Origin of the sequence: Robiginitalea marina (assembly GCF_024006985.1) — a bacterium.
Taxonomy (GTDB): Bacteria; Bacteroidota; Bacteroidia; order Flavobacteriales; family Flavobacteriaceae; genus Robiginitalea; species Robiginitalea marina.
On the sequence record NZ_JAMXIB010000004.1, the window covers coordinates 168,737 to 182,301 of the forward strand.

The 13,565-nt window shown below is 55.9% G+C and carries 17 protein-coding genes; 13 read left to right on the forward strand and 4 right to left on the reverse strand.

Annotated features, from left to right (window positions below; translation table 11 throughout):
- The first annotated feature begins 79 nt into the window (after nt 1-79).
- From NG653_RS06815 to NG653_RS06825, 3 genes are read left to right on the forward strand one after another with little or no spacing between them, the layout of a single operon-like run.
- Nucleotides 80-808, forward strand: a complete 729-nt coding sequence (locus tag NG653_RS06815) for a polyprenol monophosphomannose synthase (protein WP_252740936.1) — start codon at nt 80-82, stop codon at nt 806-808.
- 1 nt (nt 809) lies between these two features.
- A complete protein-coding gene (locus NG653_RS06820) occupies nt 810-2,144 on the forward strand; it encodes a dihydroorotase (RefSeq protein ID WP_252740937.1) in 1,335 nt (444 codons plus the stop codon).
- Complete coding sequence (locus tag NG653_RS06825; protein WP_252740938.1) at nt 2,141-2,539, forward strand: DUF4296 domain-containing protein; 399 nt, start codon at nt 2,141-2,143, stop codon at nt 2,537-2,539. The genes NG653_RS06820 and NG653_RS06825 overlap by 4 nt, the downstream gene beginning before the upstream one ends.
- Here the strand turns inward: NG653_RS06825 and NG653_RS06830 are convergent.
- The gene (locus NG653_RS06830; protein WP_252740939.1) at nt 2,527-3,543 is read right to left on the reverse strand and encodes an NAD-dependent epimerase/dehydratase family protein; all 1,017 of its coding nucleotides are present in this window, start codon (nt 3,541-3,543) and stop codon (nt 2,527-2,529) included. The two genes, NG653_RS06825 and NG653_RS06830, sit on opposite strands and share 13 nt — an antisense overlap.
- Nucleotides 3,544-3,634: 91 nt before the next feature.
- Between NG653_RS06830 and tyrS the strand changes: the two genes are divergently transcribed.
- A complete protein-coding gene (tyrS, locus tag NG653_RS06835) occupies nt 3,635-4,930 on the forward strand; it encodes a tyrosine--tRNA ligase (protein ID WP_252740940.1) in 1,296 nt (431 codons plus the stop codon).
- Nucleotides 4,931-4,972: 42 nt separating this feature from the next.
- On the opposite strand, the gene NG653_RS06840 is transcribed toward tyrS, so the two are convergent.
- The 3 genes from NG653_RS06840 to NG653_RS06850 all read right to left on the reverse strand — a co-directional run bounded on the left by NG653_RS06840 (nt 4,973) and on the right by NG653_RS06850 (nt 6,812).
- The gene (locus tag NG653_RS06840) at nt 4,973-5,950 is read right to left on the reverse strand and encodes a long-chain-fatty-acid--protein ligase (RefSeq protein WP_252740941.1); all 978 of its coding nucleotides are present in this window, start codon (nt 5,948-5,950) and stop codon (nt 4,973-4,975) included.
- 68 nt (nt 5,951-6,018) lie between these two features.
- On the reverse strand, nt 6,019-6,339 hold the full coding sequence (locus NG653_RS06845) for a T9SS type A sorting domain-containing protein (protein WP_252740942.1): 321 nt from the start codon (nt 6,337-6,339) through the stop codon (nt 6,019-6,021).
- 164 nt (nt 6,340-6,503) lie between these two features.
- Complete coding sequence (locus NG653_RS06850; protein ID WP_252740943.1) at nt 6,504-6,812, reverse strand: T9SS type A sorting domain-containing protein; 309 nt, start codon at nt 6,810-6,812, stop codon at nt 6,504-6,506.
- A 230-nt stretch (nt 6,813-7,042) separates the two neighbouring features.
- Here NG653_RS06850 and NG653_RS06855 point away from each other — a divergent pair, with 230 nt between their 5' ends.
- From NG653_RS06855 to NG653_RS06895, 9 genes are all read left to right on the forward strand, one after another.
- Entirely contained in the window at nt 7,043-7,729 is a 687-nt protein-coding gene (locus tag NG653_RS06855; protein WP_252740944.1) for a response regulator transcription factor, read from the forward strand.
- The gene (locus NG653_RS06860) at nt 7,729-8,793 is read left to right on the forward strand and encodes a sensor histidine kinase (RefSeq protein WP_252740945.1); all 1,065 of its coding nucleotides are present in this window, start codon (nt 7,729-7,731) and stop codon (nt 8,791-8,793) included. The genes NG653_RS06855 and NG653_RS06860 overlap by 1 nt, the downstream gene beginning before the upstream one ends.
- Nucleotides 8,794-8,847: 54 nt before the next feature.
- Entirely contained in the window at nt 8,848-9,525 is a 678-nt protein-coding gene (gene trmB, locus NG653_RS06865; RefSeq protein WP_252740946.1) for a tRNA (guanosine(46)-N7)-methyltransferase TrmB, read from the forward strand.
- A complete protein-coding gene (locus NG653_RS06870; protein WP_252740947.1) occupies nt 9,522-10,151 on the forward strand; it encodes a LysE family transporter in 630 nt (209 codons plus the stop codon). Before trmB ends, NG653_RS06870 begins: the two co-directional genes overlap by 4 nt.
- A 5-nt stretch (nt 10,152-10,156) precedes the next feature.
- A complete protein-coding gene (locus NG653_RS06875) occupies nt 10,157-10,498 on the forward strand; it encodes an MGMT family protein (protein ID WP_252740948.1) in 342 nt (113 codons plus the stop codon).
- A gap of 106 nt (nt 10,499-10,604) precedes the next feature.
- Nucleotides 10,605-11,762 carry an Mrp/NBP35 family ATP-binding protein gene (locus NG653_RS06880; RefSeq protein ID WP_252740949.1) on the forward strand — a complete coding sequence of 386 codons (1,158 nt, stop codon included), beginning with the start codon at nt 10,605-10,607 and terminating at the stop codon, nt 11,760-11,762.
- Nucleotides 11,759-11,998, forward strand: a complete 240-nt coding sequence (locus NG653_RS06885; protein WP_252740950.1) for a NifU family protein — start codon at nt 11,759-11,761, stop codon at nt 11,996-11,998. Before NG653_RS06880 ends, NG653_RS06885 begins: the two co-directional genes overlap by 4 nt.
- A gap of 53 nt (nt 11,999-12,051) precedes the next feature.
- Nucleotides 12,052-13,113: an NAD(P)/FAD-dependent oxidoreductase gene (locus tag NG653_RS06890; protein WP_252740951.1), complete on the forward strand. Its 1,062-nt coding sequence runs from the start codon at nt 12,052-12,054 to the stop codon at nt 13,111-13,113.
- A 114-nt stretch (nt 13,114-13,227) separates the two neighbouring features.
- Complete coding sequence (locus NG653_RS06895; protein ID WP_252740952.1) at nt 13,228-13,560, forward strand: 2Fe-2S iron-sulfur cluster-binding protein; 333 nt, start codon at nt 13,228-13,230, stop codon at nt 13,558-13,560.
- The last annotated feature ends 5 nt before the right edge of the window (nt 13,561-13,565 follow it).

Here is a 13,565-nt window from a genome sequence, read left to right on the forward strand (position 1 = left end):
CCAGAGTGCCGGCCCCGAAAAAAAGCATTTCCCGCAGAAGGCCGGGCGAAATGTGGTATTTTTGCCCAAATTAGCGCTTATGGCGGAAGGGCTGGTCATAATCCCCACCTACAATGAGATCGAAAACATCGAGGCCATCATCAGGGCTGTCTTCGGGCTGCCCAGGGCCTACGATGTGCTGGTGGTGGACGACAATTCCCCTGACGGTACGGCAGGGCGGGTACGCGAATTGCAGGGGGAATTTCCGGGAACCCTGCACCTGGAGACCCGCAAGGGAAAGACCGGGTTGGGTACGGCATATATCCATGGCTTCAAATGGGCCCTCCAGCGGCCTTACGAGTATATTTTTGAAATGGATGCCGATTTCTCGCATCGCCCCACGGACCTGCCGCGCCTGCATCGCGCCTGCCTCGATGGGGCTGACATGGCCATTGGTTCCCGGTACAAGAAAGGGGTCAATGTGGTAAACTGGCCCCTAAACCGCATCCTGCTTTCCTACGGCGCCTCGTTTTATGTCAGGCTGATCACCGGGATGAAAATCCACGACCCAACGGCCGGCTTCGTATGTTACCACCGTCGGGTGCTGGAAGCGATCGACCTCGATGAGGTGCGATTTGTGGGGTATGCCTTCCAGATCGAGATGAAATTCAGGGCATACCTCAAGGGGTTTGCCATACAGGAGGTATCCATCGTCTTCACCGACAGGGAAAAGGGGCAGTCCAAAATGAGCAAGTCCATTGTCTGGGAAGCTGTTTTCGGGGTAATCAACATGAAATTGCGAAGCCTGTTTAAAAAGAACGGATTTTAAGATGAAGCGAATACTGTTAAAAAACGCCCGCATGGTCAATGAGGGCCGCGTGGTTGAAGGCGACCTGCTGATCGAAGGGGATCGCATTGCGAAAATCGGGGCAGGCCTTTCTTCCCCCGATGCCCGGGTGATAGACCTGGAAGGGAATTACCTGCTGCCGGGCCTGATCGACGACCAGGTGCATTTCCGCCAGCCGGGCCTGACCCATAAAGGCGACATCGCCTCGGAAAGCAGGGCTGCCGTGGCAGGGGGCATCACCAGCTACATGGAGCAGCCCAATACGGTTCCCCAGACCACCACCCTGGAGAAGCTCGAGGAGAAATTCGCGATGGCGGCAGGGGTGTCCCACGCCAATTATTCCTTTCCTTTGGGCGGGACCAACCAGAACCTGGAAGAGATCAAGCGTCTCGATAAAAATGCCTGCTCGGGGATCAAGCTCTTCCTGGGGTCTTCCACTGGCGATATGCTGGTCGACGATCAGCAGGTACTTGAACGGATTTTCAGCAGTACGGAAATGGTGATCTGCACCCACTGCGAGGATGAGGAAACCATCAGGCGGAACCTGGCCCGCGCCAGGGAAACCTACGGGGAGGATATCCCCATGGCCATGCATCCCGATATCCGCAGCGAGGAGGCCTGCTACCTTTCTTCCTCCAGGGCCGTTGCCCTTGCCGAGCGCACGGGTGCCCGCCTCCACATCTTCCACCTTTCCACCGGCAGGGAAGTGGCCCTGTTCCGCAACGACATCCCCCTGGCCCAGAAGAAAATAACGGCAGAGGTATGCCTCCACCACCTCTGGTTTGCAAGGGAAGATTACCAGACCAAAGGGTCCTTCATTAAATGGAACCCGGCAGTAAAGGAGGCTGCAGACCGGGACCAGCTTTGGGAGGCCCTGCTCGACGACCACCTCGACATCCTGGCCACCGACCACGCCCCGCATACCCTTGAGGAAAAGCAGCAACCCTACCTCCAATGTCCTTCGGGGGGGCCGCTGGTACAGCACGCCCTGCCCGCCCTGATGGAGAAACACCGGGAAGGGGTGTTGCCCGTGGAAAAGATCGTGGAGAAGATGTGCCATAACCCCGCCATCCTTTTTGACCTCCACCACAGGGGGTATTTAAGGGAGGGCTATTTTGCCGACCTGGTAGTGGTGGACCCTGACCGCCCCTGGACCGTCAGCCGGGCGAACATCCTCTATAAGTGCGGGTGGTCCCCCTTTGAGGGGCAGCAGTTCCATGCCCGTGTGGCCTATACCTTTGTCAACGGCCACCTGGCTTATGAAAAGGGGGTTGTTTCCGGAGACCCGCACGGCCGCCGCTTAACTTTTGACCGATGAACAGGACCCTGACAATTTTGCTGTTCGGATTGCTCTGGGTTTCCTGTGGCCAGAAGTTGCTGGAACCCCCGGAAAACCTTATCCCCAGGGAAAAGATGGCCGAGATCCTCTACCATATGGCCCTGTTGGATGCCATTGACAACAGCCATCCGCAGGTACTGGTGGAGAACAACATCAGGGTCATGCCCTACCTGTTCGATAAATATGGGGTCGATAGCCTTCAATTCGTACAGAGCGACCTCTACTATGCCTCTGTCCCCGAAGAGTACGAGAAAATTTACAAGGCGGTGGAGGAACGGTTGACCCGCAAACGAGACAGCGTGAGCGAGGCCATCCGGCAGGGGCAATCCCCCGCGGTCGATTCCCTTAAGACTTCGCAGGATCAGGAAGACTGAGAATCTTCCCTGCAGGGGGAGAAGTTTTCGATGCACCGGTCCAGCACCGTTTCAATGGATTGGTATTCAAACCCCAGGGCAAGTTTTATTTTTTCGCTGCTATAGCGCACGGGGTGGTTAAGGGACCGCGCCATGGCGCGGCTCAGCCGTCGCTTTCCCCCTCCCAGGCGAACGCGTACCCAATCCATGCGCCAAAGGGCCTCCAACTGCAGTTTGCCAAGGACGGCTTTGGGCACCGGAGCCCCCAGCTTCAGGGCAATCCGGGTCAGTAAATCGCGGTACTCCAGGTGTTCTGCGACCAGGATGAAGCGTTCGTTGTACCGGCCGGCGGCCTTGAGCTCCCCAAGGGCCCTTACCACGTCCCAAACCCCGACAAACCCGGTCCCCCCGGGTGGCGCCACCCGCGCCCCTTTAGCCGCCCGAAGGAAGAACCTCCCGCTTCCGGTGTGCCAGAACCCCGGTCCGAGGATGATCCCCGGGTTTACGATGGTGGTCTGCAACCCTTCCTGGGCGCCCCTCCACACCTCCATTTCTGCCAGGTATTTGCTTGTGGCGTACACATTGGTATGGGAGGGGTCCCAGTGGTCCTCTTCGGTGTTCAGTTCGCGGAGGCCCCCAACAGCGGCTATTGAACTGGTGTAGTGCAAATGGGAAATCCCCAGCTCGATGCACAGGTTGACCACGTTTCGGGTACCTTCCAGGTTTGTTTTGAGCAAGCGGTCGGCGTCCCTGGGGTCAAAGGAAATCAGCGCCCCGCAATGGTATACTTCAGAGACGCCCCGGAAAGCGTCTTCCAGCGAAGGTAGGTCTGTCAGGTCTGCCTGTACCCATTGGATGTTCCCAAAGAGCGCCCCGGCTTCGGGGCCGTACCAGGAAAAGAGTTTCTGCACCCGCTCCAGGTTGCTTTGGGGCCGGAAAAGGGCTCTCACCTCCTGTCCCTGTTTGAGCAGGTCCAGCAGGATATGGCTTCCGACCAGGCCACTACCCCCTGTGATTAGGATCATGCCCAAAAATAAGTCATAATCGGTTAATCCCGGCCCGCTGCAGGGGCAGGCAGGCCGTTTTACTTATATTTGCCCCAAACATCGGTACTACATGGTTTCGAACTTCGTCAAAGAACTCCGGTGGAGGGGCATGTTGCATGATAGTATGCCCGGAACGGAGGAACATCTGATGGAAGGCATGCGGTCGGCTTACGTGGGTATCGACCCCACCGCGGATTCCCTCCATATTGGCCACCTGGTCAGTGTAATGATGCTCAGGCACTTCCAGCTTGCAGGGCACCGGCCGATAGCCCTTATTGGCGGCGCCACCGGCATGATTGGTGACCCGTCGGGAAAGTCGTCCGAACGCAACCTGCTCGATGAAACCACCCTGCGCCTGAACCAGGAAGCGATCAAGGAACAACTTTCGCGGTTCCTCGATTTTGACGGCAATGGCCCCAATGCGGCCCTGCTGGTGAACAATTATGACTGGATGCGGGAATTCACCTTCCTCGATTTCATCAGGGATGTCGGCAAACACATCACCGTAAATTACATGATGGCGAAGGACTCGGTGCGCAAACGCCTCTCCGAGGAATCCAAGGAAGGCATGTCCTTCACGGAATTCAGCTACCAGTTGGTGCAGGGGTACGACTTCCTCCATCTCTACAGGAAATACCACTGCACCCTGCAGATGGGGGGCAGCGACCAGTGGGGGAATATCACCACGGGGACCGAGCTGATCCGCCGGATAGAGGGCGGCAAGGGATTCGCCCTTACCTGCCCGCTGATCACCAAGGCCGATGGCACCAAATTCGGAAAGACCGAAAGTGGGAACGTCTGGCTGGACGCCCACAGGACTTCCCCGTACAAATTCTACCAGTACTGGGTAAACACCTCTGACGAGGACGCCGAGAAATATATCAAAATCTTCACTTTCCTCTCCCGGGAGGCCATCGAAGCGCTGGTGTCAGCCCACCGCCAGGCCCCCCACCTCCGACAGCTGCAGCGCAAACTGGCAGAGGAACTCACCACCATGGTCCATTCTGCCCAGGACCTGGAAAACGCAGAGAAGGCGAGCGAAATCCTCTTTGGGAATTCCACGGCAGAATCGCTCAAAGCCCTGAGTGAAGACCTGTTCCTGGAAATTTTTGAAGGGGTGCCCATGGCAACCGTTCCCCGGGAAGAAATCGCGTCAGGGCTCGATATGGTTGCCGCCCTCTCCGCAAAAACAGGTTTCCTGAAATCCAATGGGGAGGCCCGTCGTGAACTGAAGCAGCAATCCATTTCAGTCAACAAAAAGCGGGTTGGGGAAGAATACGTGCTTACCGGCGACGATTTGATCCGCGAGAAATACGTGCTGTTGCAGCGGGGGAAAAAGAACTATTTCGTGCTGGTGGCGGAATGATGCATGGCCCGGGGCCTTGCGCCCAGGGAACGGGGAGCGGCTTCAGAGGGCCATCAGGTTGCATCCCCGGATGTCGGAGTGGTCAAACCGGCCAAGTACCTCAAAGCTGCCGTCCGGATGCGTGCGCCCCAGATCCTGGGTGGCCAGGAAGGCACAGGAGTACTGGTTGGCCAGGTCGATCACGTTAATCCCCCCGGTTCGTTGCGCCCCCAGGAAAGCCAGCGGGTCTTCGGTGTCCCGGATGCGTACCTGCATCCAGGGAGGGCAGCGAAACCGGCCATCCCCGGGGGAATAGGCCTGCGACAGCAGCTCGGTCATGCCGTATTCTGAATGGATTTGCTCAAGGCCAAAGCCCTTGCATAATTCCCGGTGGAGCTCTTCCCGTACCATTTCCCTTCGTCTTCCTTTCATACCCCCTGTTTCCATTACCGTGGTGTTCAGCAGGGGCCTCGGGTTTCCGGTAGCCAGGTCGAGCAGGGCAAAGGAGACCCCCAACAGAAGGACTTTCGTGCCGGCAGCTTCCAGCTGGTCGAGTAAGGGGTAAAGGGTCCCGTCCCCGGCAGGCACAAAACCGCTCAGGGGGTGCCCGCTCCTGGAAATGAGTTCGGCGGCCATGTAGACCAGGGAAGACCCCGGCCGCTCCTGGTAGGAAGGCAGCAGGGCCAGGAGGCAATATTCCGTGGCCGGGCCGTATGCGGCTTCAAACGCCCGCGTAAAGCTTTCGCGGTAAAGGGCCAGGCTGGCCACATAGTGCCTGCTCAGGGTATCGGAGGTGGTACCGCTGCTGGTAAAGACGGTTTCTTCCCGGGAACCCTGTCGCAGCACGTTGCGGGTTTTGAAGAATTCAATGGGGAGGAAGGGGATTTTTTCCAGGGAGTCCACCCCGGAGGGATGCCTGCCCAGGTGGTCGCAGAATTCGCGGTACACGGCAACTTCGCGGTATTGCTCCCGGAAGGTTTCCAGGGCAAGCCCTTCAAATTCGGCGGGGGTTTGTATGTCGAAAATCCGCTCGGGTTCCATGGCTGCAAGATGCACGCAAAAATAGCCAAAAATAAGGGCTTACCCGTTGGGAATATCGGCTAAAAAGGTCAGCGCACGATCAGCTTTTTGGTAGCCATCCTGCCTCCTGCACTCACCTGTACCATATACACCCCGGGGGCCAGGGCACCAAGGCGAATGGAAAGGGAAGCAGTGGCCGCCTGCCGCTGCACGACGGTTTTGCCGAACAGGTCGTAAATGTGGATGGTTTTTGGGCCGGGCTGGGGGGATTCAATATAAACCACCCCGTCAGTGACCGGGTTGGGATGTACTTTAAAATCTATCCGGGTCTTCAGGGAGTCTGAGGGGACTTCCTGGGCCGAAACGGATAGCAAACCCATAAAGCAAAGCAGTAGGAATAATTGCTTCATCTACATGGTATCGATTTGGGATCAATACTTTAAAGATATATCAGGGAGTCGCCGGGTTCCTGGAAATGTTGTAAACGGGGCCGTTTTGTAGGTGTAGGCAAACCGCTAATCCGTTCGTCGAAGATTTTTGCATTTGATCGAATCCGGAAATCTGCTCCGCCCGGTTATTTTACGATCAGTTTCCGGGTGGCCACCTTGTCTTTTTCAAACACCTGTATCAGGTATACCCCTGCCGCGAGGCCTGCCAGGTTCAGTTCCCTTCCCAGGATGGTGGTTTCCAGCACCGGGGTGCCCAGTACATCGAAGACCCTTATTTTCTTGGGTTGGTTGGAAGCGGTGAGGATATAAACCCTCCCTTCGGTCACCGGGTTGGGATAGATTTTGAAGCCCTCAATATCCCCTTTGCCCGCAGCCTGTTGGCCGAAGCTCGCCGTAACCAGGAAGAAGAAAAACAAGGTGTAGAGGTGCTTCATAGTCGAACGGTTCCCTGGGGATGTCACAAATATAGTATTTTGGGGACCCGGCCCTCCGGGCATTTGTGAGAAATTTACCCAAAATTCGATGAAATGCAATTTCCGGGGGCCTGCCTTCAGGAGAAAGGCGCCCGCATGTTACCAAAAGGTTAGTTGTATTAAATTGCGGTTAACTCCGAAGGGGCATCTCCCATTATTGGTTATTTTTGAAAGAATCAACCCGATGCGATATGAAAAAGCAGGATATCAAGATTTTACTGGTAGATGATGAACCGGATATTCTGGAAATCCTGAGTTATAACCTTTCCTCTGAAGGATACCAGGTCTTCACAGCCAAAAATGGAGTGGAAGCGGTGGAAAAAGCGAAAAAGAAGACCCCCCACCTGATCATCCTCGACGTGATGATGCCCGAAATGGACGGGATTGAAGCCTGTGAGATCATCCGCAACACCAAAGGCCTGGAGGAGACAATTATCGCCTTCCTGACGGCGCGGAGTGAAGATTACTCCCAGGTGGCCGGTTTTGATGCCGGGGCAGACGACTACATCACCAAGCCGATCAAGCCCAAAGTCCTCCTCAGCAAGGTAAAGGCCTTGCTCCGGCGCCTCAAGGACGAAGAGGAAGCCGGCAATGAGGTCTTCAATGTGGGCAAACTCGTCATCAACCGGGAGGAATACAAAGTGATCAACAACGGCGAGGAGATGGTCCTGCCCCGAAAGGAATTTGAACTACTCGCCCTGCTGGCCTCCAAGCCCGATAAGGTCTTCAAAAGGGAAGTGATCCTCGACAAGGTCTGGGGGCAGGAAGTGGTCGTGGGCGGGCGTACCATCGACGTACACATCCGCAAACTGAGGGAAAAAATCGGGGACAAACACTTCAAAACCGTAAAAGGGGTAGGGTATAAGTTTGTGCAGTAATGGCCATAAAGCTTCGTAAATCGTACCGGTTTGCCTTTCGGTCATCCCTTTACCTCACCTTTTTCCTTTCCCTCGGCTTCCTTGGTTTCCTCCTCTTCCTGGATCCCCCGGGGCATTACTGGGCCTGGTTCCCGGTCTTTGTGGTATTTACCTTTGCGGTTTGTTTCCTTATCCTGCAGATCAGGGTGGAAAAATTCATCTACAAGCGCATCAAGCAGATCTACGATGATGTTTCCCTGCTGGAATCCACCTCCTTTACCTCCGGCCCCATCACCACGGACATGAAGACCCTCACCGAGGAAATCGAAAAATTTGCCAAAGACAAAAAGATCGAGATCGACACCCTTAAAATCCGGGAAGAGTACCGCAAGGAATTCCTGGGGAATGTATCCCACGAACTCAAAACCCCGTTGTTTACTGTCCAGGGGTATATCCTGACCCTTCTCGACGGGGCCATGGAAGACAGCAAGGTGCGCAAGAAGTACCTGCAGCGTGCCGCCAAAGGGGTGGAACGGCTGATCTATATCATCAAGGACCTGGACCTGATCACCAAGCTGGAGATAGGGGAGCTGCACCTCGAGATGGAGGATTTCGATATTGTGGAGCTTATCGAAAGCGTCTTCGACCTGCTGGAGATGAAGGCCTCCAAAAAACGGATTTCCCTGGTGTTCGACACCGAGTACGCCGAGCCCATTTACGTGCACGCCGACAAGGAGAAAATTCAACAGGTCCTCACCAACCTGCTGGTCAATTCCATCAAGTACGGGCAAATGGATGGCACTACTGAAGTAAGCGTGGAAAACCTCATTAAAAACAAGGTGATCATAAGGGTCACCGACAACGGGGAAGGGATCGAGGAGCAGCACCTGACCCGACTCTTCGAGCGGTTTTACCGGGTAGACAAGAGCGGAAGCCGCAGGGAAGGCGGTTCCGGCCTCGGGCTGGCCATTGTGAAGCACATCATTGAGGCGCACAATGAGAAGATTTATGTAGAGAGCGTGGTCGATGTGGGCTCGGAATTTTCGTTTACCCTGGAAAGGGCCCGTGCCCCCAAAGGTGCCTGAGCGCCCGTGGCGTTCCAAATTTTGTAGCTTTGCGAGAATAACCGCCAAAGGGGTATGGGCAGCAAAAACAAACTAAAGCGCTTCAGGGAAAATGCCGTTTTTCCCAATGTCCTCCAACCGACCAGGGAACAACTCCTGGAAGGGGCATTTCCCTGCCGGGGCCAGTGGGCCCGCCACTTCGGCAATGACCGCCCCCTGGTCCTCGAACTGGGCTGCGGCAAGGGGGAATACACCCTTGGGCTGGCCAGGAGGAACCCCGAATCGAATTATATCGGGGTCGACATCAAAGGGGCCCGCCTCTGGAGGGGGGCCAAAACGGCCCTGGAGGAAGGGCTGCCGAACGTGGCTTTCCTGCGAACACATATTGAATTGCTCCCCATGGCTTTTGGCCCGGGGGAAGTTTCCGAAATCTGGATTACCTTTCCGGATCCCCAGATCAAGTACAAGCGCACCAAACACCGCATGACCAACCTGGAGTTCCTGGACCGGTATCGCGAGGTCCTGGAGCCGGGGGGGCGGGTACACCTGAAGACAGACAGCGAGTTCATGCACGGGTATACCCTGGGCATTTTGCATGGTTCCGGGATCAGGGTGGCGTATGCCAACCACGACATCTACCACAATACGGGTGCCCCGGCCGAGGCCCTGGAGATCCAGACGTTCTACGAGAAGCAGTTCCTTCAGCAGGGTAAGGCCATTACCTACCTTTGTTTCAGCCCCGACGACCGATGACCCATTTGCTCGTGCTTTTCTTTGCCACGTTTTCGGCGGCCTTCATGGCCACGGTGCCCCCGGGCTTGCTCAATATGAATGCAGCCAAGGCGAGTGTGCAAAAGGGGAAAGCAGCAGGCGTCCTCTTCAGCCTGGGGGTGGCCCTGACGGTAGTGGTGCAGGCCTATATTGCGGTAATGATTTCCAAGTACCTGTACCGCAACCCGGAGGTCATCCGGGGCCTCCAGCAGGCTGCCATTGCCGTGTTTGCTTTTTTTGCGCTGTATTTCTTTTTCATGGCCCGCAAAGAGAAGGAGAAACCGCGACCGATTTCCGGGGTCCGCCGGAAGAACAACTTTTTCAAAGGCATCCTGCTCGCATCCCTAAACATGCTTACCATTCCCTATTACAGCGCCCTGAACGCCATGTGGAACAGCTCCGGCTGGATTAAGTTCCAGTTCCTGGACATCGCCACCTTCGTTATGGCTGCGGGCTGCGGGACCTTTGCCGCCCTCTACCTCTACACAGTGTATTTCAAGAAACTCGAAGCCCGGACAAGTGCCTTCAGCCGGAATTCCAATTATGTGCTTAGTGCGCTCATGCTGGTCCTGCTGGTGATTACCCTGATCCGGATATTCTATACCTGATTCCCATGAAAGACTCCCAGGGCTTTTTTGAACGCGTATATGAAGTGGTGCGCAAAGTGCCTTACGGCCGGGTAACCTCTTACGGGGCCATTGCTCGTTACCTCGGGACGGGCCGCAGTGCCCGAATGGTGGGCTGGGCCATGAACAACGCCCATGCCCTTGAGGACGTGCCTGCCCACAGGGTGCTCAACCGCAACGGGGTCCTTACCGGCAAACACCATTTTCCCGGGAGCCGCCTTATGGAACAACTCCTGGAGAGCGAAGGCATCCGCATCCGCGACGACCAGGTGGTGGAATTCAAACGGCATTTCTGGGATCCGTCAGTGGAACTCCCGCCCCCGGGGTAGCGGGTGTTTTTCAGGGGTCCCGGGAGATGTTAACCAAACCTGAAGGCCTTTCCTCAATTCGATTGCAAGCCGTATCTTTGCACGATACACTGCAAAGCAGAGCACTATGGCTGTAAAACTGGACAAAAAGGATATTCTCAAGGCCCTGGAAACCATTACCGTTCCGGGAGAGGGTGGAAATATGGTGGAAACCGGTGCGGTGAGGAATATCCAGGTATTCGGCGACGAGGTGGTAGTGGATGTGCAAATAGGCAACCCTACCCTGCAGGCGCGCAAAAAAACGGAGGTGAGTATCCTGAAGGCGATCCACGACCTGGTGTATCCCAAGGCCAAGATTACCGTGAATGTAAAGGTGGACGCCCCTGCCCAACCTCAGAAAAAAGTACCGGAAATCAAAGGCAAACCCATCCCCGGAATACAGAATATCATCGCGGTGGCCAGCGGGAAAGGCGGAGTCGGCAAATCCACCGTTACCGCCAACCTGGCCGTAACCCTTGCGAAAATGGGCTTCAGGGTGGGCCTGTTGGATGCCGACATTTACGGCCCCTCCATGCCGATCATGTTCGATGTGGTGGACGAGAAACCCAGGGCGGTGGAAGTCGACGGAAAATCGAAGATGAAGCCCGTGGAAAACCACGGCGTGAAGCTGCTCTCCATCGGGTTTTTTACACAGCCCGACCAGGCGGTGATCTGGAGGGGGCCTATGGCTTCCAAGGCCCTGAACCAAATGATTTTTGATGCGGATTGGGGTGAACTGGACTTCCTCATGGTCGACCTTCCCCCGGGTACGGGGGACATCCACCTTAGCATCATGCAGGCCCTGCCCGTGACCGGTGCCGTGGTGGTGAGTACCCCCCAGCAGATTGCCCTGGCCGATGCCCGTAAAGGGGTAGCCATGTTCCGGCAGGAAGCCATCAGCGTTCCCGTATTGGGGATCCTTGAAAACATGGCGTATTTCACGCCGGAAGAGTTGCCCGACCACAAGTATTATATCTTTGGGCAGCATGGGGCCAGGAACCTTGCGGCCGACCAGGATATCCCCTTTTTGGGGGAAATCCCCCTGGTGCAGGGAATACGGGAGGCAGCGGATGTGGGCCGCCCTGCAGCCCTTCAGGAAGGGACCCCGTCAGAAGCGGCCTTCCTCGAGGCGACCCGAAACATGGTCAGCGAACTGGTGCAGCGAAACGAGTACCTTCCGCCCACAGAGGCCATTAAAATAACCACCATGGCAGGGTGTTCGGCCGTAAAAAACAAAAGAGTATGACTTCGGAAGATTTAAAGCAAAAAGTGGAGCAGGCCCTGGAGGAGATTCGTCCCTTCCTCAAAAGTGACGGCGGAGACATCTCCCTGATTTCCATCGAGGACGACAAATTGGTCAGGGTCCGCCTCGAGGGAAATTGCGTGGGGTGCTCTGTCAACCAGATGACCCTTAAAAGCGGGGTGGAAATGACCATCAAAAAGTACGCCCCCCAGATAGAACAGGTGATCAACATTATGTAAAGCTGAAAAGGGCCTGCCTCCCGTGGCCCTGTGCGCACCCAACACTTGTTTGAATGATTAAAACGGATATCCTGATCATCGGAGCTGGCCCGACCGGGCTTTTCGCGGTTTTTGAAGCCGGGTTGCTCCAATTGAAGTGCCACCTTATCGATGCCCTGCCGCAACCCGGGGGGCAACTGGCCGAAATCTATCCCAAAAAGCCGATTTACGATATTCCGGGCTTCCCCGAAGTCCTGGCCGGGGAACTGGTCGATAACCTGATGGAGCAGATCAGGCCTTTCCAACCGGGGTTTACCCTGGGGGAGCGTGCGGAGACCCTTGAAAAAATGGACGACGGGACCTTCGTGGTTACCACCAGCGAAGGCACCCGGCACCAGGCCCCGATAGTGGCCATTGCCGGGGGGCTTGGAAGTTTTGAGCCGCGCAAGCCGCTGCTGGACAACCTTGAGGATTATGAAGACAAAGGGGTGGCCTATATGATCCGGGACCCGGAAAGCTACCGCGGCAAGCGGGTGCTGATTGCCGGGGGGGGCGATTCCGCCCTCGACTGGAGTATTTACCTGGCGGAAATAGCCAGCGAACTGATCCTGGTACACCGGAGGAACGAGTTTCGGGGTGCCCTGGATTCGGTGGAAAAAGTTCAGGATTTAAAGGACCGGGGTAAAATCAGGCTGCTCACCCCTGCCGAAGTGGTGGCCCTCGAGGGGGAGGGCGCGCTGGAACGCGTAGTGGTCCGTAAAATGACGGAGCCTGCAGAGGATATCCGCGTGGAACTGGATGCCTTCATCCCCTTGTTCGGGCTTTCCCCGAAACTGGGCCCGATTTCGAGTTGGGGACTGGAAATCGAAAAAAATGCCATCAGGGTAGACAACACCCTCGATTACCAGACCAATATCCCCGGTATCTATGCCATCGGCGATGTAAATACCTACCCGGGGAAGCTGAAACTCATCCTGTGCGGCTTCCACGAAGCCACCCTGATGTGCCAGAGCGCCTACCAGCGGATCCACCCCGGAAAAAAATATGTGATGAAATACACTACCGTTGGCGGCATTCACGGCTTCGACGGCAGTAAAAAGGAAGCCCCCAAGGCTGTGGTGAAAACCATTGAATAGCCGGTACTCCCGGGATCCTTTTTTTATAACGGGGTGTTAAAAGCAGTTCCCCACGTCTGCGATTATATGTAATTTTGCACCTCAAACAGCCAAAACCGCTTATTTAGGTTCAAAATGAGCGACATACTTATCAGGATACGGGATCGGGAAGGAAAGCTCCACGAAGTTGATGCGTCCACGGACATGAACATGAACTTAATGGAAGTGGTGCGGTCCTATGAGCTTGCCCCGGAAGGAACGATCGGCATCTGCGGGGGAATCGCCATGTGCGCCTCATGCCAGTGCTACATCTGCTCCGACCACCCGCTCCCGGAAAAAACAGAGGATGAGGAAGCCATGCTCTCCGAGGCTTTCTACGTCAACGACAAAAGCCGGCTGGGGTGCCAGATCCGCATCACGGAAGATTTACACGGGCTTGAGGTTGAATTGGCCCCTGAAGGGGCATAACCCTG

Coding starts and splice junctions, on each gene's coding strand:
- NG653_RS06815 (WP_252740936.1), top strand. CDS start 80: ATGGCGGAAGGGCTGGTCATAATCCCCACCTACAATGAGATCGAAAAC.
- NG653_RS06820 (WP_252740937.1), top strand. CDS start 810: ATGAAGCGAATACTGTTAAAAAACGCCCGCATGGTCAATGAGGGCCGC.
- NG653_RS06825 (WP_252740938.1), top strand. CDS start 2,141: ATGAACAGGACCCTGACAATTTTGCTGTTCGGATTGCTCTGGGTTTCC.
- NG653_RS06830 (WP_252740939.1), bottom strand. CDS start 3,543: ATGATCCTAATCACAGGGGGTAGTGGCCTGGTCGGAAGCCATATCCTG.
- tyrS (WP_252740940.1), top strand. CDS start 3,635: ATGGTTTCGAACTTCGTCAAAGAACTCCGGTGGAGGGGCATGTTGCAT.
- NG653_RS06840 (WP_252740941.1), bottom strand. CDS start 5,950: ATGGAACCCGAGCGGATTTTCGACATACAAACCCCCGCCGAATTTGAA.
- NG653_RS06845 (WP_252740942.1), bottom strand. CDS start 6,339: ATGAAGCAATTATTCCTACTGCTTTGCTTTATGGGTTTGCTATCCGTT.
- NG653_RS06850 (WP_252740943.1), bottom strand. CDS start 6,812: ATGAAGCACCTCTACACCTTGTTTTTCTTCTTCCTGGTTACGGCGAGC.
- NG653_RS06855 (WP_252740944.1), top strand. CDS start 7,043: ATGAAAAAGCAGGATATCAAGATTTTACTGGTAGATGATGAACCGGAT.
- NG653_RS06860 (WP_252740945.1), top strand. CDS start 7,729: ATGGCCATAAAGCTTCGTAAATCGTACCGGTTTGCCTTTCGGTCATCC.
- trmB (WP_252740946.1), top strand. CDS start 8,848: ATGGGCAGCAAAAACAAACTAAAGCGCTTCAGGGAAAATGCCGTTTTT.
- NG653_RS06870 (WP_252740947.1), top strand. CDS start 9,522: ATGACCCATTTGCTCGTGCTTTTCTTTGCCACGTTTTCGGCGGCCTTC.
- NG653_RS06875 (WP_252740948.1), top strand. CDS start 10,157: ATGAAAGACTCCCAGGGCTTTTTTGAACGCGTATATGAAGTGGTGCGC.
- NG653_RS06880 (WP_252740949.1), top strand. CDS start 10,605: ATGGCTGTAAAACTGGACAAAAAGGATATTCTCAAGGCCCTGGAAACC.
- NG653_RS06885 (WP_252740950.1), top strand. CDS start 11,759: ATGACTTCGGAAGATTTAAAGCAAAAAGTGGAGCAGGCCCTGGAGGAG.
- NG653_RS06890 (WP_252740951.1), top strand. CDS start 12,052: ATGATTAAAACGGATATCCTGATCATCGGAGCTGGCCCGACCGGGCTT.
- NG653_RS06895 (WP_252740952.1), top strand. CDS start 13,228: ATGAGCGACATACTTATCAGGATACGGGATCGGGAAGGAAAGCTCCAC.